This is a genomic window from Shinella sumterensis (genome assembly GCF_004514425.2).
In the GTDB taxonomy this organism is placed as follows: domain Bacteria; phylum Pseudomonadota; class Alphaproteobacteria; order Rhizobiales; family Rhizobiaceae; genus Shinella; species Shinella sumterensis.
Window position 1 is genome coordinate 618465 of sequence record NZ_MYFN02000001.1, and the last position, 25128, is coordinate 643592.

Annotated in this window: 21 protein-coding genes and 1 riboswitch; of the genes, 16 read left to right on the forward strand and 5 right to left on the reverse strand. The window is 63.5% G+C overall.

Annotated features, from left to right (window positions below):
* Nucleotides 1-113 precede the first annotated feature (113 nt).
* The 6 genes from B5M41_RS02985 (at nt 114) to B5M41_RS03010 (ending at nt 7215) form a co-directional block, all read left to right on the forward strand.
* Complete coding sequence (locus B5M41_RS02985) at nt 114-1409, forward strand: class I SAM-dependent methyltransferase (protein ID WP_134648700.1); 1296 nt, start codon at nt 114-116, stop codon at nt 1407-1409.
* On the forward strand, nt 1406-2218 hold the full coding sequence (locus tag B5M41_RS02990; protein ID WP_134648701.1) for a glucose-1-phosphate cytidylyltransferase: 813 nt from the start codon (nt 1406-1408) through the stop codon (nt 2216-2218). The genes B5M41_RS02985 and B5M41_RS02990 overlap by 4 nt, the downstream gene beginning before the upstream one ends.
* Nucleotides 2215-2868 (forward strand): PIG-L deacetylase family protein, encoded by a 654-nt coding sequence (locus tag B5M41_RS02995; protein ID WP_134648702.1) that lies wholly within the window; start codon nt 2215-2217, stop codon nt 2866-2868. Before B5M41_RS02990 ends, B5M41_RS02995 begins: the two co-directional genes overlap by 4 nt.
* 67 nt (nt 2869-2935) lie before the next feature.
* The gene (locus tag B5M41_RS03000; protein ID WP_134648703.1) at nt 2936-3736 is read left to right on the forward strand and encodes a response regulator transcription factor; all 801 of its coding nucleotides are present in this window, start codon (nt 2936-2938) and stop codon (nt 3734-3736) included.
* Nucleotides 3737-3762: 26 nt separating this feature from the next.
* Nucleotides 3763-5946, forward strand: coding sequence for a GumC family protein (locus B5M41_RS26985; RefSeq protein ID WP_134648704.1), 2184 nt, complete (start codon nt 3763-3765; stop codon nt 5944-5946).
* Between the two features lie 12 nt (nt 5947-5958).
* Nucleotides 5959-7215, forward strand: coding sequence for a polysaccharide biosynthesis/export family protein (locus B5M41_RS03010; protein ID WP_134648705.1), 1257 nt, complete (start codon nt 5959-5961; stop codon nt 7213-7215).
* 3 nt (nt 7216-7218) lie between these two features.
* Here the strand turns inward: B5M41_RS03010 and B5M41_RS03015 are convergent, their stop codons facing one another.
* The 3 genes from B5M41_RS03015 to B5M41_RS03025 form a co-directional block, all read right to left on the reverse strand.
* Complete coding sequence (locus tag B5M41_RS03015) at nt 7219-8190, reverse strand: glycosyltransferase family 2 protein (protein ID WP_134648706.1); 972 nt, start codon at nt 8188-8190, stop codon at nt 7219-7221.
* Between the two features lie 3 nt (nt 8191-8193).
* A complete protein-coding gene (locus B5M41_RS03020; protein ID WP_167718980.1) occupies nt 8194-9669 on the reverse strand; it encodes an oligosaccharide flippase family protein in 1476 nt (491 codons plus the stop codon).
* Between the two features lie 112 nt (nt 9670-9781).
* Nucleotides 9782-11020, reverse strand: coding sequence for a polysaccharide pyruvyl transferase family protein (locus tag B5M41_RS03025; protein ID WP_134648708.1), 1239 nt, complete (start codon nt 11018-11020; stop codon nt 9782-9784).
* Nucleotides 11021-11236: 216 nt separating this feature from the next.
* Between B5M41_RS03025 and B5M41_RS03030 the strand changes: the two genes are divergently transcribed.
* The 10 genes from B5M41_RS03030 (at nt 11237) to B5M41_RS03075 (ending at nt 22746) form a co-directional block, all read left to right on the forward strand.
* The gene (locus tag B5M41_RS03030; RefSeq protein WP_134648709.1) at nt 11237-12436 is read left to right on the forward strand and encodes a glycosyltransferase family 4 protein; all 1200 of its coding nucleotides are present in this window, start codon (nt 11237-11239) and stop codon (nt 12434-12436) included.
* A gap of 29 nt (nt 12437-12465) precedes the next feature.
* A complete protein-coding gene (locus tag B5M41_RS03035; RefSeq protein ID WP_134648710.1) occupies nt 12466-13800 on the forward strand; it encodes an apiosidase-like domain-containing protein in 1335 nt (444 codons plus the stop codon).
* 54 nt (nt 13801-13854) lie between these two features.
* Nucleotides 13855-14001, forward strand: a riboswitch (FMN riboswitch).
* A gap of 85 nt (nt 14002-14086) precedes the next feature.
* Complete coding sequence (gene ribB, locus B5M41_RS03040) at nt 14087-14722, forward strand: 3,4-dihydroxy-2-butanone-4-phosphate synthase (protein WP_134648711.1); 636 nt, start codon at nt 14087-14089, stop codon at nt 14720-14722.
* A 189-nt stretch (nt 14723-14911) separates the two neighbouring features.
* Nucleotides 14912-16318 (forward strand): LLM class flavin-dependent oxidoreductase, encoded by a 1407-nt coding sequence (locus tag B5M41_RS03045; protein WP_134648712.1) that lies wholly within the window; start codon nt 14912-14914, stop codon nt 16316-16318.
* A gap of 124 nt (nt 16319-16442) precedes the next feature.
* Nucleotides 16443-17237: an ABC transporter ATP-binding protein gene (locus B5M41_RS03050; RefSeq protein WP_134648713.1), complete on the forward strand. Its 795-nt coding sequence runs from the start codon at nt 16443-16445 to the stop codon at nt 17235-17237.
* Nucleotides 17234-18115, forward strand: coding sequence for a branched-chain amino acid ABC transporter permease (locus B5M41_RS03055; RefSeq protein ID WP_134648714.1), 882 nt, complete (start codon nt 17234-17236; stop codon nt 18113-18115). The genes B5M41_RS03050 and B5M41_RS03055 overlap by 4 nt, the downstream gene beginning before the upstream one ends.
* A 3-nt stretch (nt 18116-18118) precedes the next feature.
* The gene (locus B5M41_RS03060; protein ID WP_134648715.1) at nt 18119-19171 is read left to right on the forward strand and encodes a branched-chain amino acid ABC transporter permease; all 1053 of its coding nucleotides are present in this window, start codon (nt 18119-18121) and stop codon (nt 19169-19171) included.
* A gap of 16 nt (nt 19172-19187) precedes the next feature.
* A complete protein-coding gene (locus B5M41_RS03065) occupies nt 19188-20516 on the forward strand; it encodes an ABC transporter substrate-binding protein (protein ID WP_134648716.1) in 1329 nt (442 codons plus the stop codon).
* Nucleotides 20517-20570: 54 nt separating this feature from the next.
* Nucleotides 20571-21920 carry an ABC transporter substrate-binding protein gene (locus B5M41_RS03070; RefSeq protein ID WP_134648717.1) on the forward strand — a complete coding sequence of 450 codons (1350 nt, stop codon included), beginning with the start codon at nt 20571-20573 and terminating at the stop codon, nt 21918-21920.
* A gap of 49 nt (nt 21921-21969) precedes the next feature.
* A complete protein-coding gene (locus B5M41_RS03075) occupies nt 21970-22746 on the forward strand; it encodes an ABC transporter ATP-binding protein (protein WP_134648718.1) in 777 nt (258 codons plus the stop codon).
* Between the two features lie 40 nt (nt 22747-22786).
* On the opposite strand, the gene B5M41_RS03080 is transcribed toward B5M41_RS03075, so the two are convergent.
* Nucleotides 22787-23845, reverse strand: coding sequence for an amino acid ABC transporter permease (locus B5M41_RS03080; protein WP_134648719.1), 1059 nt, complete (start codon nt 23843-23845; stop codon nt 22787-22789).
* The gene (locus B5M41_RS03085; protein WP_134648720.1) at nt 23842-25077 is read right to left on the reverse strand and encodes an amino acid ABC transporter permease; all 1236 of its coding nucleotides are present in this window, start codon (nt 25075-25077) and stop codon (nt 23842-23844) included. Before B5M41_RS03085 ends, B5M41_RS03080 begins: the two co-directional genes overlap by 4 nt.
* Nucleotides 25078-25128 lie beyond the last annotated feature (51 nt).

Below are 25128 nucleotides of genomic sequence, written 5' to 3' on the forward strand. Positions count from 1 at the left end.
CGTCCGCCATGCCTAATCTGGCACCACGTCGAGAAACGGTCCCTTCGCGGTTAGGCTAGCTTCGATCGCCTCCCATGTCGGTCCCGACCGGATATCTCCATGGAGGCATTGTCATGAATTTTCAGGCCAGCCATTCGCTTGATCCGTCTCCCAGCCTGTCGCTTCGGCCGCCGTGCCGCCTGTGCGGCAGGACCTTGAGACATACCGTCGTCGATCTCGGCATGTCGCCGCCGTGCGAAAGCTTTCGTCAGGAAAGCGAACTCGGCCTGATGGAGGCCTACTATCCCCTGCATGTGCGTGTGTGCGAAGAATGCTTGCTGGTGCAGCTGGAGGAGTATGTCAGTCCCGAAAGCATCTTCGAGGAGTATGCGTACTTCTCCTCCTACTCCACCAGCTGGGTCGCACATGCGGAGCGCTACTGCGAGAAGATGATCGATCGCTTCGGTCTCGATGCACGCAGCTTCGTCGTCGAGCTCGCCAGCAACGACGGTTATCTGCTGCAGCATTTCGTGGCGCGAGGCATTCCCGTTCTCGGCATCGAGCCTGCGATCAACGTGGCCGAGGTGGCGATCTCCCGCAGCATACCCACGAAGATCGCGTTCTTCGGCAAACGGCTTGCGGGCGACATGGCAGCGGTCGGCCAGACGGCGGACCTGATCGTCGCCAACAACGTGCTGGCGCAGGTGCCTGATATCAACGATTTCCTGGGCGGCATGAAGCAGATTCTCAAGCCACAGGGCGTGATCACGCTGGAGTTCCCGCATGTCGCGACGCTGATCGCGCAGAACCAGTTCGATACGATCTACCACGAGCACTTCTCCTATTTCTCGTTGTTCACGGTGCAGGTTGCCGCCCGCATGCATGGACTGGAGATCTTCGATGTCGAGGAATTGCCGACCCACGGCGGCTCGCTCAGGGTCTATCTCGGCCATGCCGGACGGTCCGGTGTGATCAGCGCGAATGTCGCGGCGCTCCTGCTACGCGAGCAGCAGGCGGGCCTGCATGGCGTTGCGGCCTACACGTCCTTTGCCGACCGTGCACGACAGGCCAAGCGCAACCTCCTCTATTTCCTGATCAGCGTGAAGGAGAGGGGAGCGCGCATCTGCGGCTACGGCGCGCCCGGCAAGGGCAACACGCTTCTCAACTATTGCGGTATCGGCACGGACTTCCTTGATTTCACCGTCGACCGCAATCCCTACAAGCACGGCCGCTTTACGCCGGGCATGCATATTCCGATCCTGCCCGTCGAGGCGATCGATCGCCACCGCCCGGATTACATCCTGATCCTGCCCTGGAACCTGAAGGCCGAGATCGTCGATCAGATGCGCCATGTCGGCGAATGGGGCGCGAAGTTCATCGTTCCCATTCCCGAGGTCTCCGTCATCGATCCGCTGGAGGATCTGTCATGAAGGTCGTTCTTTTCTGCGGCGGGCGCGGAACACGCATCCGCGAATATTCCGAGGCCATTCCCAAGCCGATGATCCCGCTCGGCGCGCAACCGATCCTGCGCCATGTCATGCAGTATTACGCGTCCTACGGCCACGACGACTTCACCCTATGCCTCGGCTACAAGGCGAATGTCATCAAGGACTTTTTCCTGACGTGCCGGCCGCAGACATTTTCGGACTGCATCGTGTCTGGTGAGGGACGGGTCGAACTCCTCGGGGATGCACAGGAACACTGGCGCATCGCGCTGATCGATACCGGAATCTGGCGCAATATCGGCGAACGCCTGTGGGCCGTGCGCGAGCAGGTGCGCGGCGAGCGGATGTTTTTGGCCAATTACAGCGACGGCCTCACCGATGTTGATCTCGACGACATGATCGCCCGCTTCGAGGCAAGCGGCAAGATCGCCTGCTTCCTCGCGGTGCGGCCGCCGCTCACCTACCATCTTGCCGATATCGATGAGGCGGGCCAGGTGCGGGAATTCCGTTCGTCCGACCGGTCGGAGATATGGATCAACGGCGGCTATTTCCTGATGCGTCAAGAGATCTTCGACTACATGCGCGAAGGTGAGGAACTGGTTCTCGAACCCTTCGAGCGGCTGATCCGGGACGACATGCTGATGGCGTACAAGCACGAGGGCTTCTGGCGCTCGATGGACACGCTACGCGACTGGCAGATGCTCGAGGAAATGGTGGAGCGCGGCGAGATGCCGTGGGTGCGTCAGACGGAAGGGGAGCGTGTTTCCCGGCTGCGCAAGGTGGGTCGATCATGAAAATGCTGCCCCTTGCCTCCGCCGGGCACCGGCTACGGGTCCTCTGCCTCGGCGCGCATGCCGACGATATCGAGATCGGAGCCGGCGGCACGATCCTCGGTCTGATCGCTGCCGGCGTGGAGCTGGAGGTCTTTTGGTGCGTGATGAGTGCAACGCCGGAGCGAGCGACCGAAACGCGGCTCGCCGCGGCCGCCTTCCTTGAGGGCGCAGCCTCGGCGACGGTGGAGGTCTGCGGCTTCGAGGACAGCTATTTCCCAAGCCAGAGCCGCGAGATCAAGACATTCATGCTGTCCTTGCGCGACAGGGCAGAGCCGGACGTCATTTTCACCCACAGCCGCCATGACGCACATCAAGATCATCGAGAGCTAAATAAGTTAACAATGAATATATTCAGGGACCATTTCGTCTTAGAATATGAGATCCCGAAATGGGACGGGGATATCACGCAGCGTAATGCCTACGTGCCTCTCCAGCCCGGCGTGATCGATCGCAAGATCGATCTGCTCATGGCGCATTTCGCGACGCAACGGTCCAAGGACTGGTTCGACGCGGACGTCTTTCGGGGTTTGGCCCGCATGCGCGGGATGGAGTGCAGATCGCCCTCGCTTTTCGCGGAGGCTTTCACAATACGCAAGATGGCCCTGGCATAGGACCGACAACACATTCGAACGCAGGCCCGGACTCGTAATTCTGACCAGGAAATTAGTGAGGGGTACCATGGCGAGAAGTGACAGAGCGGATTTCGACGACCAGTCGATCGATATTTTCCGGGCAAGGAACGCGGTCGACAGCGATCAGGAGACGGAAATCAGGGTGCCGGTCGACCGGCGGCCTCAGCAATATGCCGCAAGCGACTATGTCGCGATCTTCGACAAGCGCAATCTCGATCGGGAATGTCTGGCAAACAGCCTGCATTCTCACCGTATCGGCATCAATGTCTTCACCTTTTCAGGGCTGGCCGCCTGGCAGCAGAGCAAGGCAAATCTCGGTACCCTTCGCGCCAGTCTCGTCAATATCGGCAGCAAGAGTGTTTCGGATCCCGGCCTGAGGGATGAGATCACGCAGCTTCTGACGACACTGGAACCGGTGCCGGTCGTGGTGCTGTCGGACAACCAGACGCTTGAGCATGTGCTTGATGTCATCGATCTCGGGGTGCACGGCTTCATTCCGAGTTCGGTCGATATCGATGTCTGCATCGAGGCGATCGGGCTCGCCATTGCCGGCGGGCAGTTCGTGCCGGCCAGCAGCATATTGGCGATGCGCGGCCTGCTCGGCAGCTATCCGCAGAAATTCTGCAGCCGGGATGCCTTCACCGTGCGACAGGCGGCCATCGCCGAAGCGTTGCGGCGGGGCAAGGCCAACAAGATGATCGCCCGGGAACTCAATCTGTGTGAAAGCACGGTCAAGGTTCACATCCGCAACATCATGAAGAAGCTCGGTGCGACCAATCGCACGGAGGTTGCCTGCAAGTTCGGCGAGATCATGTCGGACGATGCCTATCAGAACAGCCGGATGTAACCGGTTCCTATAACGGGAATAAAGCCATGATCTGGTCGATGAAGCCGGCCGACCCGGAGGAACTTGTCCTTCCCCGGGTCCTGACAGTTGTTGTCGAACGGCGGCGGGCGATCCTCGCCTGCCTTGCCGGCGGTGTAGCTCTTGCTTTGGTCGGTTATCTCGACCAGCCGTCGCGCTACGGCGCCGAGGCGGTGCTGGCGCTCGATATGCGCAAGTTCCAGGCCTTGCCGACGGAATCCGTCGTTTCGCCGCTGCCGCAGGAAAGTCCGGTGCTGCGCACCGAGGTCGACATCATCAGTTCCCGCTCCATGGCCGAGCGGGTTCTGGCGCTTCTGCAGGCGCAAGGCATCGATGCCGCCAAGGGTTTCGGCCTCACGAAGGAGAACGCAACCGGCCAGCCGGCCTCCGGCCGCGTGAACCGTGTCGCGTCCGACCGGCGCGCCCTTCTCGACAGCCTCATGTCGGGGGTGCGCGTTACCAATGACGGCCGCTCCTATACGATCTATGTCGCGTTCACCGGCATGGAGCCGGAGTTCACGGCTGCGGTGGCCAATGCCTATGCGGAGGCCTACATCAACTACCAAGTCGACGTGCAGACGACGGCGACACGGCGGGTCAGCGACTGGCTCGGAACGCGCCTTGTCAGCCTGCGCAGCGAGCTGGAGCGCTCCGAACATGCGGCGACCATATTCCGTGAAAAATCCGGCGTCGCCAAGTCGAACGGCACGACGCTGCTCGCCCAACAGATCGCCGGGCTGAACAACGAGCTGGCCCGGCTGAGGGCCCAACTCGCCGGCTCGCTCGCGCGTCTTGCGACAGCGGTCGACATCTCGGATGGAAAAGCCGGCCTTGCTCTTCCCGAGGTGTTGAATTCGGCCGCGATCCAGCAGTTGCGCAGCGAGGAAGCGCGCCTCAAGCGCCAGCTTTCCGCCATCAACGAAAGCGGTGCGATCAAGAATCCCCAAATCCCGGAACTCACCTCGCAGCTGGAGACGATCCAGAAGCAGATCGACGCGGAGGTGGCCCAGATCATCGACAGCCTGCGAACGGAAATCGAGGTTACGCGACGCCAGCAGACCGGGCTGGAGGCGAGCCTGAAGCAGCTCCAGGCCGAGATGTCGCGCGCCAACGATGCCCTCGTGCAGGCCGACCAGCTCGATCGTGAGGCCAGCGCCAACCGGGCGATCTACGAGAGCTATCTGACGCGCTACAAGCAGACGATCGAACAGGATGGCATCGCGATGGCCGAGGCGCGCATCATCTCGCGCGCGGTGCCGTCCTCATCGCCATCAAGCCCGAGCGCGTCCGCCTGGCTCCTGGGCGGGTTGGTTTTCGGCCTCTCCGGCGGCGCGCTTGCAGCCCTTCTTCTCGAGCTGCGCGCCGGATACCTGCGCCGCGCCGATCCGGAGGAGGGCGGTGCCGGCATTCCGGTCCTCGGGCGTCTTCCTGAATTGTCCCCGTTGCAGCGTGCCGGCATCGGCGATCTCGTTCGCCATGCCCGCGAACCGTTCGCCCATGCCGTCGCCGACATCCAGAGCCGTCTGCGTCTTTCCGCACGGCCTGGGAAAACGCCGGTGATCGCGGTGACATCGGGTGCCGGCGGCGAGGGCAAGACACTCGTTGCTTCCTGTCTTGCCCGCTCGCTCGCCGCAACGGGCCTGCGCACGCTGTTGCTCGATGCAAACCTCACCGCACCCGGTGTCGCCGCCGAATTCGGTGCGCGACCGGTGCGCACGGTCGATACGATCGGTCCGCGCGAAGAGGTGGAGATCGGAGACTTCGTTCGTCACGATGGTCCCTCGGGGATCGACCTGATCTGCGCGGGCACGTCGAACGGTCCCGCGGAACATATTCTCGGGCACGGCGGCTTTGCGCGCCTCCTGACCACGCTGAGAAGTGCCTATGACGTCGTGGTGATCGACTCCACGGCGGTATCGAATGGTTCCGGCGCGTTGCTGGTTTCCGCGCTCGCTGACCGGACGATCCTTGTCGTCCCCCAGGGCGCCGACCGCACCGAAACCGACCGCGCCATCCGCAAGTTCGGCACCGCCGGCCTTACCATCGATGGCCTCGTCGTCAACGGGGCATGCCGCGCCACGCTGGAGCGCAGCAATGTCGTTTCCTTTGCCAACGATCATGCCGCTTCGACCGCCGACGGCCGCAAGCGCATGGAAATGCCCGTCGACTTGCCTTCGATCGTCGGTATGTGAGGTCTGGACGCCATGGCACATCTTCACGCTACGCCACGTGATGACCAACGTTCCCGGTGGCGCACCCTTTTTCTGAAGGCATGCGCCTGCATCCTGCTCCTTGCCGGCTCGGTTGCTCCGGCGAACGCGCAGGGACAGGAGTACAGGGTGGCGAGCGGCGACGTGCTGCGCGTCACCGTCTATGGTGATCCCGGGCTGAGCGGATCCTTCCCCATCGGGGCTGACGGAACGATCGGTTATCCGTTGCTTGGCAACGTCGCCGTGAGTGGCAGGCCCGTCGAAGAGGTACGCCAGGCCATCGATGCGGGACTGAAAGAGCATATCGCCAATCTGTCGGTTTCGGTCGTCGTGGAAACCTACGCGCCGGTGTTCGTCGTGGGTGAAGTTCAGAGGCCCGGCCGCTATGAATTCCGTCCCGGCATGATCGCGCTGGAGCTCTTCGCGCTCGGTGGCGGGCAGAAGGAAGTGCTGGCGCAGGGCGACAATGCCGGCGTGCGGCTCGCCGGCCTGCGCCAGGACTACGTCGATCTCGGCGCGCAGCTTCTCGGCCAGGACGTGAAGCGCGTCCGGCTCGAGGCGGAGCTGAACGGTCAGCCGTTCACCTATCGTCCGAGCGAGGAAATCGGCACGCCGGATCCGCGGATCGTCGATCAGATCGTGGAAGCCGAGCGCACGCTGTTCGAGCTGCGCCGCACGACGCTGGACGCCGAGCTGAAGAGCCTGGAGCAGCAGCGCGCCGGCTATGTCGACGAGATCGATACGCTGGAAAAGAGCGGCAAGCTGCGCAATGGCGAACTCACCTTGCTGGACGAGGACGTGAAGCTCGCGCAAAGCATGGTGGCGCGGGGTCTTACCTCGAAGACGCAGCTGCGGGACAAGCAACGGGAAATTTCCGCCACCAACCGCGATGTGCTGGAATTCGGTTCCTTTCTCGCCCGCGCCCGGCAGAACCTGGTCGTGATCGACAGCCGCCTCGGTTCGTTGCGAGAACAGCGCCGGGGCGAAGTCGCAGCGGAGTTGCGTGATCTGAACATCGATATCCTGCGCCTGCGCCGCAAGATGACCTACAGCCTGCAGGCGATGGCCGAGGCCGGCATCGCCATTGAACGAAAAGGCGGCGCGCGCCAGACGGCTTTCCGCTTTTCGGCCGTGCGGCTGGTCGACGGCAAGTACCGCGAAGTGCCGGTCGGCCAGACCGATCCGGTGCGGGCAGGTGATATTCTGCGGGTGAGCCTTGCCCTCGATACGGGCGATGTGGCGGAACGCTGAGGTCTATCGCTGGATCCTGGCGAGCAGGGAGCGCATGCGCGGCAGTGTGTCAGCTCGATGCAGCAGGTAGCCCAAAGGCGGCAGCACGGCGGTCGCCGGTGCCATGCGGAAGGCGAGCATCAGCAGCTTCCACGCTTCCCCGTTTCCCCTGAGCGCATGTGACACCGCCGACCAGTAGGCGCGTTCGGCGATACCGCGCCGGGCGCGACGGCGCAGCGTCTCCGCTCCGTCGAGCCATCGCCCTTCATGATAGAAGAAGCTCTCGGCGGCATCGGCCGTGTGGCGGATGTGCAGGGTCTGGTGCGCCCAAAGCTCGGTCGAGCGGTTGGCGTCATGCGAACGGATGCCGGCCTGGACGCAATCCAGCTCGGCCACGGTTCCATAAAGCGCAAGCCGCAGCCAGAGTTCGTAATCGTCGCTGTGCGGCAGTGCGGTCCGGTAGTGGCCTGCACGCTTCTGGACGCTGGTGCGCACGACGATGGACGGTCCAGGTATCTGAAAGACGCCGAGGCGGCAGAAGCGCTCGATGAAGGCTCGGCCGGTCATCAGCCTGAGTGGCGGATCGGCAGGCTGTGGTTCGATCTCCGGGATCGGCACGTCGCCCCGGATCGCCACGTCGCGGCCGTAGCAGAAGGCGATGCCGCAATCCCGTTCCATGACCGCGGTCGCCCGGCGCAGCGCACCCGGGACCAGAAAATCATCCGCGAAGAGCAGGAGGAAGTAATCGGCGCGCGCCCAGTCGATCCCTGCATTGAAGGAGGCATGAGGGCCGAGGTTCTCCGGCCGCAGAAGCAGCTTGACCCGTGAATCCGAGGCGGCGAGGCGTCTGGCGACGTCGACGCTGTCGTCCGTGGAGGCGTTGTCGACGATAAGGACGCGGATCTCGGCCATGTCTTGCGAAAGCACGCTGTTCACGCAGGCCTCGAGATAGCGGCCGTAATTGTAGTTGGGGATGACGACGTCGACGCTCGCCATGGTTCATGCTCCCGATGCCACGAGAAATCGGTGCAGCCGGCGGGCACGGTCGCGGCCGGCATTCAGCAGAACCTGGAGTTCGATGAGAAACGGATGTCGCGTGGCAAGCAACCCTGCCAGCCAGCCACCGCCGGCAAGAAGGATTGCACCGGCAAAGACGAGAAGCCCTGCCTCCTGATGACCGGGCATCGCCAGGAGCGCGACAGGCCCGACTAGCGAAAATCCGGTGACGACGGCGCTTGGCATCAGCGCCGCCGCAAGGCCGGACAGGGAAAAGCGGACGTGGCGATGCACGAAGGCGAGCGCGACCACCATCTGGAGGGGCAGCGAGACGAATTGGCTCAGTGCCATGGCCATCACGCCATGGAGGCTGGCGGCACAAAGGATGCCGGCGGCAAGGCAGCGCGAGACCAGGCTTGCCAGGAAGGCGTCCCTGTTGCGGCCGAGCGCGAGCAGAAGCGGTCCTGTCACGATGACCGGCAGCCAGAAGACGGCCGCGAGCGCCAGCACGCGAACGACGGGCACGGCCTCGGTCCATTGTGGCCCAAGCACGATACCGACGATCGAGGGGGCGAGGAGGGAGATCAGCACCACGCCCGGCCAGTAGAGGACGGACAGGTAGGCGAGCACGCCGAGATAGGTCTTCTCGATGTCGTGACCGTCGCGCACGCGGCTTGCCAGCGCGGGAAAGGCCATGCTGTAGAAGGCCGACATGATGATGCGGTCGGGGATGCCGCAAAGGGTGTTCGAGCGATTGTAAAGCGCGACCGAGGTCATGGAGGCGATGCGCCCCAGGATCAATTGCGGCACGGTTTCGTGCAGGCGTTCCACCACGAGCGCTGCGCCCTTGAACAGGCCGAAGCTCAGCACTTCACGCCAGCGCGCAAGGCCCGGGCGGAAGATCGCGGCTGCGGGTAAGGGTGAGCAGGTGACCGCGAGGATTGCCAGCATCAACGATCCCGAGAGCATACCCCATGCGAAGGCTATGGGCCCGAAGCCAAGGGCGGCTAACATGATTGTGAACAGTGCCGCGGTCAGCGAAACCGCCGTGCGGATGCAGGCGAGGACACCGAAGCCCATCTCGCGTCGGAGGAGCGCGATAACGGGCTGGGCGAGCGCCTCGATGACGCCTGCCACCGCTGCCAGCGAAAGGAAGAAGGAGAGATCCGGCGCGGCATAGAAGCGGGTGATGAGGCCGGAGAGGGCGACGAGGGCCGCGGCGATCATCACGCTGACTGCGACCTGAAGTGTCAGCGCGGTTCGCAACGTTTCGACGTCCACCGTGCCGCGCTGGATGAGGAAGTCCGATGTGACGAATTCGCGCGCGGAGAAGGCGACGACGGCGATAGCCAGGCCCGTCACGGCCTCGCCGATCTCGCCGGGCGTCAGGATGCGGGCCACGATCACCAGCACGGTGAAATTGATCAGGAGCGCGAAATACTGCTCCAGCGATGCCATCATATACGCGCGTCGGACCATGCGGCTCACACTTTCGGGAAATGGCTGGAGGTCTGCGGTGTCTGGATCACGAGGTTCATTCCGATGGTTGCAAGCAGGATAGGCGCACGCGCGGCGATGCCCACTTGTCCATTCAGCGTAGGGCATCCTGTACAAGTGGTAGGGTCTTGCCGCGCCGACGGACCAGCACTTGTGCGAGAAGCAGATTCTGCTGACGCACGAGTTCGGCACGAATTGCCGTGTTGTGCCGGGCGATGACGTTTTCGGCGGCGGTGAGGTCGTCCAGGGCCATGTCCACCTGTCGCAGCACCAGCTCCACGTCGAAGCGCTCGATATGCTGGCAGAATTCGGCGCGGTCGAATGCGGCCATCAGCTCGTCGTTCTTCTCCGCATATCCAAGCGACAGGGCAGGGCGATTGAGTTTGAGGGCGCAGAGTAGATTGTGAAAGCGTGAAACGATGGCGACATCGACCTTCAAGACCTCATCCATGACCGCTTGCAGCGAGGTCGTACGGGCCACCGAAAGCCGCCCGCGGCTGCCGGTTTCCGGAAGGGCGGCAAGGATATCGTCGAGCGCCTTTTCATCCGATGTGTCGCCCATGAACAGGCGTACGTCGTGGCCGCCATCCATGAGCCGGCGTGCGACCTTCGCGATCTTCTCGACATAGGTGGCGTAGATGGCCTCCGCATCGGCATGATCGCGCTCCCATCCGCGATATCGCATGACGCCGATGCCGATCGTTGCAGGCTTCTGCCGGTCACGCACGGCGTCGGATTGCGCCGGCGCCTGCAGCCCGAAGGCAAGATCGGGAAAGCGATGGTCGGGCGCGGTGTCGATGCCCAGGCCCCGGACGTAGCGCAGGGAAAAGTCGTCGCGATAGGAGCGATATGTGGCCATGCGCGCGGCCGATGTGAGGAACCAGCGACTGAGCGCACCGCGGATCGGGCCGGCACCGATGCTGACGAAGGCGATGCGGGCGCCGCGCAGCCTGGCGGCAAGGCACCACCAGTAAACGATGAACGGCCAGCCGAAGGGCGACTCCTGAAAGTCGTCCAGGATACCCGTCCCGGGGATCACCATCACATCGACATCGCCCATTATGCGCAGGATCGAGGCAAGGCTGACGAGCCGGCCGAAATTGCGCCCTAGCCCACTTTCGAGCCAGCGCCGCGTTCGTGAGACAGAGGCCCTGTGGGCGCGCAGGCCTATCACGTCAAGTCTGAACCGCTCGCGGATCGCTGCCGGATTGGAGCAGACGCATAACAGGTTCGCGTCGGGAAGCGCGCCGCGCAGAAAGCCGAGCATCGCCTCAAGCGAGCCGTCGTTTCCCGAGTTTCCGGACCCGAATTGCCCGAGCAAGGCGATTTTCATGGAGTGTCCGCCGCTGTCGAATATGCGTTGAAGGGACAGTCAAGCGGCCGCACTATCGCGCCGTGATGCAGTGCGGAAAACGCCGATATTCGGAGACAGGACCTGCGCCGAAAGAGGTAGAAAGCAGGCCATCTCCTGCCAAGAGCCGCCCGCCGCCTCCAACGCCCAGCTTCTCCGATGACCCATCCGGCTTACAAAAGAAGCAGAGGGGCCACCATGAAGATCGCCTATTTCGTCCTGCCGCATCTCGGCGGCACCTACACCGTGTTCAGAAACCTGCGTGCGGGCCTCGCCCCGCACGGGATCGAGCTTTGCTGGCTCGGCCTCGCGCCGGCGGGCCAAGGGCTTGCTTCAGGGCTGGAGCAGGAAGCGGCATTCGGCACGCTCGTGGAGGTGCCGTCCCAGGTGGACGACAGAGCCGCGGCGCGCCTCTTGGAGAGGGCGATCCTTGCGGGCGGGTTTGACGGCGTGGTGGTCAATGTGCTCAGCGACCGCATACAGACCAATATCGTGCGCTATCTTCCCGCCGATCTCATTCGCCTGATGGTCGTGCACAACATCACGCCGGGAACCTACGCGGCGGCCGAGGCGATCCGGCCTCATGTGCATGCGACGGTCTGCGTGTCGCAGCGCTGCCGCGATGATCTTGTGAAACGCCATCATTTCCCCGCCGGGCGCACCAGTGTCATCGCCAACGCCGTTGCGCTGGATGCCTTCCCTGAAACCGGACGGTCGCCACGACCGAGCGGGCAGGGACTTCGCCTTCTTTTTCTCGGACGGATCGAGGACGCCTCCAAAGGTGTGTTCTGGCTGCCCGACATCCTGGCGCGGCTGCCGGCGTCATCGACCCTGACCATCGCCGGCGACGGCCCTGATCTCAAACGACTGAAGGCTGCGATGCCGGAGCGGGCGCCGCGGGTCGTATATGCCGGAGCCGTTGCGGCACAGGCCGTGCCCGCGCTGCTGGCGCGCCATGATATCTTCCTCATGCCATCGCGCTACGAAGGATTGCCGATGGCGCTGGTGGAGGCCATGGCGGCGGGATGCGTGCCGGTCGTCTCGCGGCTTCGCGGCGTCACCGACATGATCGTGGAGCATGGGCGCGACGGGCTGCTTTTCCCGGTCGGCGACACCGCAAGTGCTGCCGAGATCGTTCGCACTCTCGACACGGATCGTGCGCAGCTTTGCAGCCTCTCGGTCGCTGCGCGTCGCAAGGTCGAAGGCGCTTTCACGGTGGAGCACATGGCGGCGGGCTACGCCACGATATTTCGCGGGATCGCAGCAGACCCGCCATTAATCGCCGCCCCCCTTTCGATCAATGGCTGGTCGATGCCGCGCGGACTGCGTGCCGGCCTGCGCACCTTTCTGCCGCGGCCGCTGAAGAACTGGCTGCGGGGTGTCCGGGAGCGGCTTTGAGCCATGGTATCCAACAAGGAAGAGGGAAGATGCGGACCATTGGTTTTACCCTGCTGATCGGCCTCATGTTGCTGGCCGGTCGCGTCATGCCGGCCGGTGCCGAGGCGCGCTTTCCCCTGCGCATCGCCGCTTCAGGCACATATCTGGAGGATGCGGCCGGAAAACCGTTCCTCATCACGGGCGATGCGGCCTGGTCGCTGATCGCCGATCTTCCGCCCGAGGATGCCGATCTCTACATTGCCGATCGAAAGGCGCGGGGGTTCAACACCATCCTGGTCTCGCTGATCGAGCATGAATTCGCGCGCAACGCGCCGAACAATGCAGCCGGCGTCGCGCCTTTTCTGGCGCCGGGCGACTTCGCTCGGCCGAACGATCGCTATTTCGCGGATGCCGAGCATGTCCTTGATGCCGCTCTGCGGGCCGGCATGCTGGTGCTGCTGGCACCGGCCTATGCCGGCGCGAACGGTGGGCCGCAGGGCTGGTATGCCGAGATGGCGGCGGCGGGTCCGCAGACCTTGCGTGCTTACGGGCGCTATATCGGCAAGCGCTATGCCCGCTATCCCAACATCATCTGGGTGCAGGGCGGTGATTATGATCCACCGGACCGTGCGCTGGTCGATGCGTTGGCGCTGGGCATCGAGGAGGGAGCGCCGGGCGCGATGCAGACCGTCCACGGCAATCGCGACAGCGCGACGGCCGCCTATTGGCCTGATGCGAAATGGCTATCGATCGATACGGTCTACACCTACGAGGACGTCGCGGCCGCCGTGCAGGCACGCTATCGCGCCGGGCCGCACCGGCCTTTCTTCATGATCGAGTCGCGCTATGAAGGAGAGCATGGGGTCAAGGCGGACGAAATCCGCAAGATCGCCTATGGTGCGCTTCTGTCGGGTGCGAGCGGCCAGGTTTTCGGCAACAACCCCGTCTGGCATTTCAGCGGCCCCGCGCTCTACGACACGCCGGAGGGATGGCGGCAGGCGCTCGATAGCGAAGGGGCGAAAAGCATCGGCCATCTGGCGCGCCTGTTCGAGCGCTTCGACTGGTGGAAATTGAAACCGGACGACGGGCGGTTCGTGCGTCATATCGAGGGCATACCGTCCGCCACTACCATATCCGCCGTCGCAGGCGATGGAACCTTTGCCGCCGCCTACATCCAGGGCGTCGCCTCGCTCGATCTCGACCCTGCTGTCCTGGCGGCCGCAACCGGCGCCGTCGAATGGTACGACCCCGCCACCGGTGCACTCGCCGCCACGAAACCTGACGCCGACCTGCGACGAGTGGTGGTGCCGACATCCTCGAGAGCATCCGGGACCACGGACTGGCTGGTCGTTCTGCGGACGGCGGGTGGCTTGCGGGACAATTAGATCGGTGATGCCTAACGCCACTCTTGCATTCTCCTATCAAAATTTCTTATCTAGAGATGTTCTCAGGGCGGGGTGAAATTCCCCACCGGCGGTATCGGGCGAGAGCCCGGAGCCCGCGAGCGCCTTTCGTGAATGAAGGGGTCAGCAGATCCGGTGCGATGCCGGAGCCGACGGTTAAAGTCCGGATGGAAGAGGGCATGTCTGCAAAACCGCTCGTCCGCGCGGGTGCAGGCCTGTTCGCCCAAGGGATGAATCGCCGCTACGGCAACCCTTGAAAGGCAATGAAATGGCACTGTCGAAAATTGAAGACGCAATCGCGGCCTTGGCACGTGGTGGCATGATCGTGGTCGTCGACGACGAAAACCGTGAAAACGAGGGTGATATCATCGTCGCCTCGGAGGCGGTGACGCCCGAGATCATCGCGTTCATGATGAAACACGCCCGCGGCCTCATCTGCGTGGCGATGGAAGGCGAGCGTCTCGATGCGCTCGACATTCCGCTGATGGTTCCCCAGAACACGGAGTATCTCCAGACCGCCTTCACCGTCTCCGTCGATTATCTTTCCGGCACGACGACGGGTATTTCGGCGGCTGATCGGGCCGTAACCGTCAAGGCGCTGATGGATCCCACCGCACGGCCGCAGGATTTTGCCCGGCCGGGCCACATTTTCCCGCTGCGCGCTCATCCGCGCGGCGTGCGCGGCCGACCGGGCCACACGGAAGCCGCCGTCGATCTCGCGCGTCTCGCTGGCAAGGCGCCGTCGGGTGTGATCTGCGAGGTCGCCAACGATGACGGCACCATGGCGCGCCTGCCGGAGCTGATCGCCTTCGCAGAACAGCATCAACTGCCGCTCATCAGCATCGAGGATCTGATCGGCTTCATCGAGGCACGCCAATCCGACGCGTCCGCGAACGCGGCTTGATCGGGTCTGTTGCTAAGTCAACGACGAAGGGCTTTGAACGCAGGGTATCGGCTTGGTGAAAGGCCGGCACCCTGGGCCCGAAGCGCAGCGGAAATTTGTTTCAAGATAAATTCTATAAAAAATATAGAATGCCTGTCCGGCATCGTTTTGGGATCATAATGTCTCGTCCAGCCAAACGGACGAGACTTCATGAGCAAGACGATACGATTCAATGCCTTCGAGATGAATTGCGTGGGACACCAATCCCCCGGCCTATGGCGTCATCCGCGCGACCGCTCCTGGGAATACAAGGATCTCGACTACTGGACGGACCTCGCGAAGCTCCTTGAAACCGGGTTCTTCGAATCCATCTTCATCGCCGACGTCGTCGGCTATTATGATGTCTACAAGGGCAATTTGGACAACGCCCTGCTCCAGGGCGTGCAGATCCCCGTCAATGATCCGCTGCAATTGGCCAATCCCATCGCCCAGGCGACCAAGCATCTTGGAATCGGCATTACCGCATCGACCTCCTTCGAGCACCCTTACACATTCGCGCGGCGCCTTTCGACGGCAGACCACCACACCAAGGGTCGTGTCGGCTGGAACATCGTGACCTCCTACCTCGAGAGCGGTGCAAAGAATGTCGGGCAGGGCGGGCTTCGCTCCCATGACAACCGCTATGATGTGGCGACCGAGTACGTCGAGGTGCTCTACAAGCTCCTCGAGGGCAGCTGGGAAGAGGGCGCTGTTGTCAGGGACAAGGAGCGCGGCATCTTCGCCGACCCCACGAAGATTCACGAGATCGGCCACAAGGGCAGATATTTCGAGGTGCCCGGCTATCACCTGAGCGAACCGTCGCCACAGCGCACGCCGGTTCTTTTCCAGGCCGGCGCATCGGGCGCGGGCAAGCAGTTCGCGGCCGGCCATGCGGAATGCGTCTTCATTTCGACACCGCTCAAGGATGCGACGCGGGCCTATGTGTCCGATATCCGGCAGCGCGCCGCCGCGCAGGGCCGGGACCCGAAGAAGGTGCTGATCTATGCGATGGCGACGATCATCGTCGATGAAACCGATGCGAAAGCACAGGCGAAATACGAAGAATACGCGAGATATGCCTCGTATGACGGTGCGCTGGTCCTGATGTCCGGTTGGACGGGCATCGATTTCGGTCACTACAAGCCCGCCGACACGGTCAAGAAGGTCAAGACGAACGCCATCATCTCGGCCGTCGAGCATCTGGCGGAAGGCGGCAAGGTCTGGACGATCGAGGAACTGGCGAAGTGGGGCGGCATCGGCGGTCTCGGGCCGTTGTTTGTCGGGTCCGCAGCGACGGTTGCCGACCTGTTGCAGGAATGGGTGGAAGAGACCGATATCGACGGTTTCAACCTGGCCTATGCCCTCGCACACGAGACCTTTGCCGATGTGATCGGTTATCTCGTACCGGAGCTCCAGAAGCGCGGTGTCTACGCCACCGGTTACCGGGACGGCACGCTTCGCGAAAAACTCTTCGGCGATGGCCCGTACCTTCCGGAAAGCCACCCCGCCCATCGCTTCCGCGATATCGAGCGGGTGAAGCGCGAGGAGGCGGATGCCGCCGCCGGCGAGGCTGCATGACGCCGATCTAGTTTCACGCGCGGCCGTAGCCGCCAACCCTTCCCAGCACACAGACCGGACGCCCCGTCACTGATCGGGCGAGCGCGGGCGTGTGCCTCAGGACGCAATGAGGAGCATGATACCGATGACCACTTCTGCTGGTCCCGCCCTGGAAGTCAGAAACGTTTCGCTCTCCTTCAAGGGCGTCAAGGCGATTTCGGACCTGTCCTTTCAGGTCGAGCGCCGTGAAATCTGCGCTCTGATCGGTCCGAACGGCGCCGGAAAGAGCTCTTTGCTGAACATTCTGAACGGAGTCTATATACCGGATTCCGGCGAGATCGTGTTTGAGGGCGAACACTTCCGGCGCATGCAGCCGCTCGAGGCCGCGCGGCGCGGAATCGGCCGGGGTTTCCAGAACAATGCGCTGTTTTCCGGCATGAGCGTGCTGGACAATGTCATTGCCGGCCTGTCGCGCAAGTCCCGTGTGACGCTGGTCGAGGAGGCGTTCCGGCTACCGCGTGCGCTCTCGCAGGAGAAGGCGTTTCGCGCGCGGGCTCTGGATGTGCTGAAGCTGTTCGACCTTGAGAAACATGCCGAAACCGTCGTCGGCACTTTGCCCTATGGCGTTCAGAAGAAGGTGGAGATCGCCCGTGCCATTGTCGCAAGGCCTCGCCTGCTTCTGCTGGACGAGCCGCTGGCCGGAATGAACGCCGCTGAAAAGCAGGAGATCGCGGCGGTCATCGCGCGGCTCAACAGGGAGCTGGACCTCACCGTCGTTCTCATCGAGCACGACATCGGCATCGTCCTGAAACTCGCCCACCATGTCGTTGTGCTCGACTACGGACGCAAGCTGGCGGACGGCCCGCCGGAAACCATCCGCGACAATCCGGATGTCATCGCTGCCTATCTCGGCGCCCAACATGCGGAGGCCGTGGCATGAACATGTTCCTGGAAACCCTGATCGGCGGCCTGCTTGCCGGCACGATGTACTCCCTCGTCGCCATCGGCTTCGTGCTGATCTACAAGGCGTCGGGCGTCTTCAACTACGCCCAGGGCTCCCTGCTGTTGTTTGGCGCGCTCACCTTCGTCACGCTCACCGATCAGGGCGTGCCGGCGCTCGGCGCGATTGCCGTGACGATCGCCCTTTTGATCCTCACCGCCATCGCCATCGAAAAGCTGTTGCTGCGTCCGCTGACCAACCGCAGCCCCATGACGCTCTTCATGGCGACACTCGGCCTCTCCTATGTCGTGGAGGGCGTCGCGCAGGGCATCATGGGATCGCAGGTGCGGGCCCTGAACCTCGGCATCGACGACCTGCCGATCTTCCTCGGCGATATCATGATCAGCCAGTTCGACCTCATTGCCGCCGGTGTGGCGCTTGCGATCGTCGTCGTCCTGTCGCTGCTGTTCAACCGCACGCGTATCGGAATCCAGCTGCGGGGCGTGGCGGATGATACGCGCGCGGCGCTGTCGCTCGGCATCGATATCAACCGCATCTGGCAGATCGTCTGGGCGGTCGCGGGACTGGTCGGCCTCGTCGCCGGCTTGCTGTGGGGCGCGCGCCAGGGCGTGCAGTTCTCGCTGTCGCTGGTGGTGCTGAAGGCTCTTCCCGTCCTCATCATCGGCGGCTTCACCTCGATCCCCGGCGCCATCGTCGGCGGGCTGATCGTGGGAGCCGGCGAGAGCCTGGCCGAAACCTATATCGGCCCGTATCTCGGCGGCGGCATCACGCCCTGGTTCGCCTATGCGCTGGCGCTCGTCTTCCTTTTCATCCGCCCGGCCGGCCTGTTCGGCGAACGACAGATCGAAAGGGTCTGAGCCATGTCCGAGATCAACCTGCCCGCTGCCGCCGAACCTGTCGACCCCGTCGGCCTGAAGGCGGTCGGCATTGCCGCAGCAATCGCCGTGCTTCTTGCCGCCCCTTTCCTCGCTTCGGAATACTGGATCAATGCGATCATCGTGCCGTTCCTGATCCTGTCCCTCGCTGGCCTCGGCCTCAATCTCCTGACCGGCTACGCTGGCCAACTTTCCCTTGGCGCCGGCGCGTTCATGATGGTCGGCGCCTACGCGACCTTCTCGCTCCAGCTGCGTGTTCCCGATCTGCCGTTGCCGCTGGCGCTGGTCGTGGCGGGTCTCATCGCGGGTGCCGTCGGGCTTCTCTTCGGCATTCCGTCGACGCGCATCAAGGGCTTCTACCTGATCGTCAGCACGCTCGCCGCCCAGTTCTTCTTCGAGTGGCTGTTCCTGAAGTTTCCCTGGTTCTACAATGGCAACTCGTCCGCCACCATCGCCCTGTCGCGCGGCCTCTCCTTCTTCGGGCTGGAGGCCAATACGCCGCACGGGCGCTATTACCTGACGCTCGGCATCGTCGCGCTCCTGACGCTCCTCTCCTTCAACCTGATCCGCGGCCAGACGGGGCGGAACTGGATGGCGATCCGTGACATGGATACGGCCGCCGCAGTCATCGGCGTCCCAGTCTTCCGCGCGAAGCTGCAGGCCTTTGCGGTCTCAAGCTTCATCCTCGGCATCGCCGGCGCGCTCTGGGCCTTCGCCTATCTCGGATCGGCCAGCGTGCAGAGCTTCGGCCTCACGCGCTCCTACCAGATCCTTTTCATCATCATCATCGGCGGCCTGGGCACCATTCGTGGCGCCTATTTCGGCGCGGCCTTCGTCAGCCTTCTGCCGCTGGCACTCGACTGGCTGTTCCAGCACGTCTTCGGCGGCCATGTCGATGCCGGCCTGCTCCAGAACATCCAGAAAGCGATTTTCGGCCTCCTCATCATCTGGTTCCTGATCAAGGAGCCGGAAGGATTGGCGAGGCTTCTCGGCTTGCAGCGAGCGCAGGGTGCGCGCCGCCGTCTCTTCCCATCTTGAACCCAGGAGTTGAACCATGAAACGTCTGCTTGTCGCCGCGTTGTTAGCCGGCACGCTTTTCTCCAGCTTCACCCCGGCTTCGGCCGAGGAGGTGAGCCAGTATATCCCGCTGCCGACCTATCGCGTCGGCGCCTATGCCTCATCCGGCGAACTCTGGTGGGCCGGCGAGCGGGATTATTTCCGCTACATCAACGAGGTGGAAGGCGGCGTCGAGGGTGTGAAGCTCAACTACGAAGAATTCGAGACCGAATGGAGCCCGGACCGCACCGTCGAGGTCTATGAGCGTGTGAAGGCCGGCAAGGATGGCTCGCCGCTCGCCTTCTTCTTCACCCACGGCACGCCGGCGACCTATGCGCTACTGGAAAAGGCGGCAGCCGACAAGATCCCGTTGATCGATCCGGCCGGCGGGAAGACGGAGACGGTCGACGGCACGGTCTTCCCCTATGCCTTCCCGCTGCTGTTCAGCTATTACAGCCAGGCTTCGACGGGCATCAATTACATCGCCGACAAGGTCGGCGGATTCGACAAGCTCAAGGGCCTGAAGATCGCGACCGTCTATCATGACAGCGCCTATGGCCGCGCCAGCCAGCCGGCCGTCGAGGCGCTCGCCAAGAAGTACGGCTTCGAGAATATCCAGATCCCCGTCGCCGATCCCGGCAACGAACAGTCGCCGCAGTGGCGCCAGATCCGCGAGCAGAAGCCGGACTGGGTCTTCCTGCGCACCTGGGGCGTCTCGACGGTCGTTGCGCTGAAGACGGCGCAGCGCTTCGGCTTCCCCGCCGATCATATCATCGGCGACGTCTGGGCGGGGTCGGAATCCGACGCCATTCCCGCGGGCACCGCGGCCATCGGCTATTCGGCGCTCGCACCCTATCCGGGCGGAACGGATTTCGAGATTCACAAGCGCCTGAAGGCCGAGATCCTCGACAAGGGCAAGTCCGACCTGCGGGACCAGAAGCTGTTTGGTGCCGTCAACTACAATATCGGCCTCGTCAATGCGGCGCTCGCCGTGGAGGCGCTGCGCACCGGTTACAAGCATTTCGGCGCACGCCCGCTCAATGGCGAGGAGGGCCGCTGGGCCTTCGAACACCTGACCATCGACGACAAGCGCCTTGAGGAAATCGGCTTCAAGGGCCTGCTTCAGCAGATCAGGATCACGCCCACCGATCACGAGGGCGGCGGGGCGGCCCGCATCCAGAGCTGGGACGGCGAGAAGTGGGTGCTCCAGACCGATTGGATCAAGGCCGACCACGAGCTTCTCAATCCGCTGATCAAGGAGGGCGCCGCGGCCTACGCCAAGGAAAACGGCATCACGCCGCGCACGCCGGAAACCGAAACCAATTGATTCCATGGCGAGGCGTGGCGGGTGCCACGTCTCGACCCCCAACAGGAGATGGGTATGTTCAAGACATTTCTGCGCGGCGCGATCGTTGCAGCCGCTTCCGTGCTGGTGCTTGCGGGCTCCGCACAGGCAATCGACACGACACCTGGACCGGACAGCGACAAGCAGTTCTTCCCGATCGCCAGCTATCGCGTCGGTCCCTATGCGGCCTCCGGCGCATCGATTTGGGCGGGTCGCATCGACTACTACCGCTACATCAATGAAGTGGAGGGCGGCATCAACGGCGTGCCGATCGTCTGGCAGGAATGCGAGACGGAATGGACGGCCGAAAAGGGCATCGAATGCTACGAGCGCTTCAAGCGCGGCCTGAACGGCGCGCCGGTCTCTGCCTATTTCCCCAACGGCGCACCGGCCGCCTATGCGTTGTCCGACCGTGCGGCGCAGGACAAGATTCCGCTGGTGACGCTGGCCTATGGCCGCACCGAAGCGACCGACGGACGCGTCTTTCCCTACATTTTCCCGGTCATGGTGACGTTCTACAGCGAGGCCTCGGCCGTCGTGAACTACATCGCCGAGAAGGAAGGCGGCTTTGACAAGCTCAAGGGCAAGAAGATCGCCACCGTCTACCATGACAGCGCCTATGGCCGAGAAACGCTTGATCCGCTGGCGCTGCTTGCCGAGAAGTACGGTTTCGAGAACATCCAGATTCCTGTGCCGGATCCGGGCAGCGAGCAGTCCTCGCAGTGGCGCCAGGTCCGTGAGCAGAAGCCGGACTGGGTTTTCCTGCGCACCTGGGGCGTTTCCACGCCGGTCGCCATCAAGACGGCGCAACGCTTCGGCTTCCCGGCTGACCGCATCATCGGCGATGTCTGGGCATCCTCGGAAGAAGATGTCATTCCCGCCGGCGATGCCGCAAAAGGCTATCTCGCGCTGACGCCCTATCCGGCCGGCGCCGATTTCGAGATCCACAAGCGTCTCAAGCAGCACATCATCGATACCGGCAAGTCGGATCTGCGCGACACCAAGGCGTTCGGCAGCGTCTACTACAATTCCGGCCTCGTCGATGCGCTCATCTCGGTCGAAATCGTCCGGCAGGCGCAGGCGAAATTCGGCAACAGGCCGATCACGGGTGAGGAAGGTCAGTGGGCGTTGGAACACCTCAAGCTTGACGACGCCGCACTCGATAAGGCCGGTTTCCTCGGTCTCGTCCAGAACCTCCAGCTGACGCCTGCCGACCACGAGGGTGGCGGCGCCGTGCGTGTCCAGCAGTGGACCGGCCAGAACTGGAATCTTGTCAGCGACTGGGTTCAGGCCGACCGCGAGGCATTGCGCCCGCTGATCGACGCCAAGTCCGCCGCCTATGCCAAGGAGCACGGCATCACGCCGCGCGACGTCGGCACCAATTGATCCATCAGGATCGGGGCGGGAGCCGCCCCGGTCCCACAAGGAGAGAAAAATGACCCTTCAGTCTGAACTGCCTGTCGTCGCCGACCGTCGTCTTCTGGACGTGTCGGGCATAGAGGTCGTCTATGGCGGCGCCATCCTGGCGGTCGCGGATGTTTCACTGACCGTCGGCCAGGGCGAGATCGTCGCGCTGCTCGGCGCCAATGGTGCGGGCAAGAGTACGGTGCTCAAGGCGATATCCGGGCTGGCGGCTGCCGACAGGGCGACGGTGCGGCAAGGACATGTGCGTTTTGACGGTCAGGACATCCTGGGGACGGCGGCAAACCGCCTGACGAAACGCGGCATCGTGCATGTGCTCGAAGGCCGGCGGGTATTCTCGCATCTGACGGTCGAGGAAAACCTGCTGTCGGGCGCATTTCTTCACAAGCCGGCGCGGGGCGAACTCTTGCGCCAGCTGGACGACATCTATGCCTGGTTCCCCCGCCTGAAGGACAAGAGGCGAACTTTGGCAGGGCTCACCTCCGGCGGCGAGCAGCAGATGCTCGCGATCGGTCGCGCACTCTTGACGCAGCCGCGCCTCGTCCTGTTGGACGAGCCCTCGATGGGGCTGGCGCCGACCATCGTCCAGGAGATTTTCAGGATCATCGTCCGGCTCAACCGCGAGAAGGGCGTGGCCTTCCTGCTTGCCGAGCAGAACGCCGCGCTTTCCCTTGCCCATGCCTCCCGCGCCTATTTTCTCGAAAGCGGTCGCGTGGCGCTGGAGGGCAAGGCGGAAGACCTCGCCCAGCGTGACGATCTGCATCACATCTATCTGGGGTCCGGGGCCTGAGCGCCAAGGGTTCGGCAGTTTGTGGGCGGCGGGGTGGCGCCTATGCGGGCGCCGCCCCGTTATTTCCCAGCCGGCGCTCGAGCCACTGACTGTAGCGCGAGGCGCCAAAGCAGATCACGAAGTAGATGACGGCCACGACGATATATGCCTCGTTGTAGAAGCCGAGCCATTGCGGATCGGCAGCGGAGGCGCGGGCGGCGTTCAGGAGGTCGAATATCCCGATGACGGCGAGCAACGAGGTCGCCAGCAGGAAGCCGATGGCGAGGTTCACGATGCCGGGAATAACGATGCGAAAGGCCTGCGGCAGGATGACGAGGCCCTGTATGCGCCAGTATCCGAGCCCGAGCGCCGTCGCCGCTTCCGCCTGGCCGTTCGGCACGGCCTGAAGCCCGGCGCGGATGACCTCGGCAATGTAGGCGGCCCAGAACAGCGTCACCATGATGATCGCGCGCAGCATCTTGTCGATGGAAAGCCCGTCCGGCAGCGCCATCGGCAGGATCAGCATGGCGACATAGAGAATGGCGACCATCGGCGTGCCACGCATGAGTTCGATATAGAGGACGGCGAAGGTGCGCAGCCCTCCGAGGTTCGAGCGGCGGGCAAGCGCCAGCAGCACGGCAATGGGCGTCGCGGCGGCAAAGCACAAGGCCCAGACGAACAGCGTTACCGGCAGGCCGCCCCATTGGTTGGAAGGAATGGGCGTTGCCGTGAAGGCACCTTGCATGAGCAGCCAGCAGGCAACGATCGTCAGCGGCCAGGCAAGGATGAGCCCACGTCCCCAGAAGCGCGGAAGGGCGCTTGCCGCAAGGATCGCGCACAGCAACACGATCACCAGCAGTGGCCGCCATTGCAGGTCCGGCGGATAGAAGGCGAAGAGGATGAAGTGGAGCTTCGCCGTCACGAAGGCCCAGCAGGCGCCCGCCCGCGTGCACGCATTCGCGTCACCGGTAAAGGTGGCGTCGAGCACCGCCCAGCGCAAAAGCGACGGAACGGTCTGCCACAGCAGAAGGAGTGTCGCCAGCGTGACGAGTGTATTGGCGCGCGTTCCGAAGAGGCCGGCGCGCAGGCCAGGCAGCGCACGGGCAAGGCGTGTGGTCATCGTCTGCTTCCCTTGAGCGCGACACGGTTGTTGTAGATGTTCATCAGGGCCGAAAGCGCGAGATTGATGGTGAGGAACGCGCCGATGAGAATGATCAGCGCCTCCATGGACTGGCCGGTCGTGTTGGCGGTCGTGTTGACGATACTGACCAGGTCGGGAAAGCCGATGGCGACGGCCAGGCTCGAATCCTTGGTGAGGTCCAGGTAGCTCGATGTCGTCAGCGGCGTTATCACGCGCAGTGCCTGCGGCATCACGACGAGGCGAATGATATGGCCGTCGTGCAGCCCGAGCGCCCGCGCCGCCTCCCACTGACCCTTGCCGACCGATTGTATGCCTGCGCGGACAATCTCCGCGATCAACGCCGCGAACTTCACCACGAGGCCGGTCAGCAGTGCGGCGAATTCCGGGGAGAGGTTGAGGCCGCCTCTGATGTTGAAGCCTGACAGCGCCGGCAGTTCCGCCGCCGGCCGTGCACCAACCAGAAGAAGGAAAGCGAAGGGGGCGGCAACGGCGAGCCCGGTGGCGACCATGCCGGAACGACGCGTCAGCCGGCCGGTGGCCCGCAGGAGGACGATGAGGACCAGAGTTGCAATCGCGGCAATTCCGAGTGCTGCGACGATGCCGAAGGGACCGCCCACAAAGTAGAGCGAGGGTATGTAGACACCCCTGTTGGTGAGGAAGACCGCATCGAACACGCCCGATGCCTGGCGTGGCGCCGGTAACGCCTTCGCAAGCGCCATCCAGAAGAACAGCTGCAGCAGGAGCGGCGTGTTGCGGGTGATCTCGATGAACCAGCGCACGAGGCGGGAGAGCAGCAAATTGCGCGAGAGCCCCGCCACGCCCACCGCGACACCGAGGATCGTCGCGAGAAGGCAGCCGAGTAGGGAAACCTTCAGCGTATTGAGAAGGCCCGCAACGAGCGCGCGCAGATAGGTATCCCCCGCGCGGAAGGCGATCGGGCTTTCGCCAATTTCAAAATTCGCGGAACTCGAAAGAAAGGCAAAACCCGGCAGGATGCCGATGCGCGCCATGTTCTCCAGAACATTGCCGATGAACAGCGTGCCCAAAGCCGCAAACACGGCCAGAAGGGCAAGCTGGCCCCATGGCCAGCCGCCCCACCATGCCTGGATTTTCGCGGCCAGGCCGGGCCGCGGCGGGCCCGACAGGACGATGTGGAAAACGCGTCGATCTGCAACCGGCGCGTTTCGCCCGGAATCGCGAAAATGCTCCATGTCCTCGCCTTTACGCAATTCCAGACAGGTGGTCGTTCGTCATCATCACGG

Excerpts from the sequence above, each read along its gene's own strand:
- B5M41_RS02985 (WP_134648700.1), top strand. The coding sequence starts at position 114 with ATGAATTTTCAGGCCAGCCATTCGCTTGATCCGTCTCCCAGCCTGTCG.
- B5M41_RS02990 (WP_134648701.1), top strand. The coding sequence starts at position 1,406 with ATGAAGGTCGTTCTTTTCTGCGGCGGGCGCGGAACACGCATCCGCGAA.
- B5M41_RS02995 (WP_134648702.1), top strand. The coding sequence starts at position 2,215 with ATGAAAATGCTGCCCCTTGCCTCCGCCGGGCACCGGCTACGGGTCCTC.
- B5M41_RS03000 (WP_134648703.1), top strand. The coding sequence starts at position 2,936 with ATGGCGAGAAGTGACAGAGCGGATTTCGACGACCAGTCGATCGATATT.
- B5M41_RS26985 (WP_134648704.1), top strand. The coding sequence starts at position 3,763 with ATGATCTGGTCGATGAAGCCGGCCGACCCGGAGGAACTTGTCCTTCCC.
- B5M41_RS03010 (WP_134648705.1), top strand. The coding sequence starts at position 5,959 with ATGGCACATCTTCACGCTACGCCACGTGATGACCAACGTTCCCGGTGG.
- B5M41_RS03015 (WP_134648706.1), bottom strand. The coding sequence starts at position 8,190 with ATGGCGAGCGTCGACGTCGTCATCCCCAACTACAATTACGGCCGCTAT.
- B5M41_RS03020 (WP_167718980.1), bottom strand. The coding sequence starts at position 9,669 with ATGGTCCGACGCGCGTATATGATGGCATCGCTGGAGCAGTATTTCGCG.
- B5M41_RS03025 (WP_134648708.1), bottom strand. The coding sequence starts at position 11,020 with ATGAAAATCGCCTTGCTCGGGCAATTCGGGTCCGGAAACTCGGGAAAC.
- B5M41_RS03030 (WP_134648709.1), top strand. The coding sequence starts at position 11,237 with ATGAAGATCGCCTATTTCGTCCTGCCGCATCTCGGCGGCACCTACACC.
- B5M41_RS03035 (WP_134648710.1), top strand. The coding sequence starts at position 12,466 with ATGCGGACCATTGGTTTTACCCTGCTGATCGGCCTCATGTTGCTGGCC.
- ribB (WP_134648711.1), top strand. The coding sequence starts at position 14,087 with ATGGCACTGTCGAAAATTGAAGACGCAATCGCGGCCTTGGCACGTGGT.
- B5M41_RS03045 (WP_134648712.1), top strand. The coding sequence starts at position 14,912 with ATGAGCAAGACGATACGATTCAATGCCTTCGAGATGAATTGCGTGGGA.
- B5M41_RS03050 (WP_134648713.1), top strand. The coding sequence starts at position 16,443 with ATGACCACTTCTGCTGGTCCCGCCCTGGAAGTCAGAAACGTTTCGCTC.
- B5M41_RS03055 (WP_134648714.1), top strand. The coding sequence starts at position 17,234 with ATGAACATGTTCCTGGAAACCCTGATCGGCGGCCTGCTTGCCGGCACG.
- B5M41_RS03060 (WP_134648715.1), top strand. The coding sequence starts at position 18,119 with ATGTCCGAGATCAACCTGCCCGCTGCCGCCGAACCTGTCGACCCCGTC.
- B5M41_RS03065 (WP_134648716.1), top strand. The coding sequence starts at position 19,188 with ATGAAACGTCTGCTTGTCGCCGCGTTGTTAGCCGGCACGCTTTTCTCC.
- B5M41_RS03070 (WP_134648717.1), top strand. The coding sequence starts at position 20,571 with ATGTTCAAGACATTTCTGCGCGGCGCGATCGTTGCAGCCGCTTCCGTG.
- B5M41_RS03075 (WP_134648718.1), top strand. The coding sequence starts at position 21,970 with ATGACCCTTCAGTCTGAACTGCCTGTCGTCGCCGACCGTCGTCTTCTG.
- B5M41_RS03080 (WP_134648719.1), bottom strand. The coding sequence starts at position 23,845 with ATGACCACACGCCTTGCCCGTGCGCTGCCTGGCCTGCGCGCCGGCCTC.
- B5M41_RS03085 (WP_134648720.1), bottom strand. The coding sequence starts at position 25,077 with ATGGAGCATTTTCGCGATTCCGGGCGAAACGCGCCGGTTGCAGATCGA.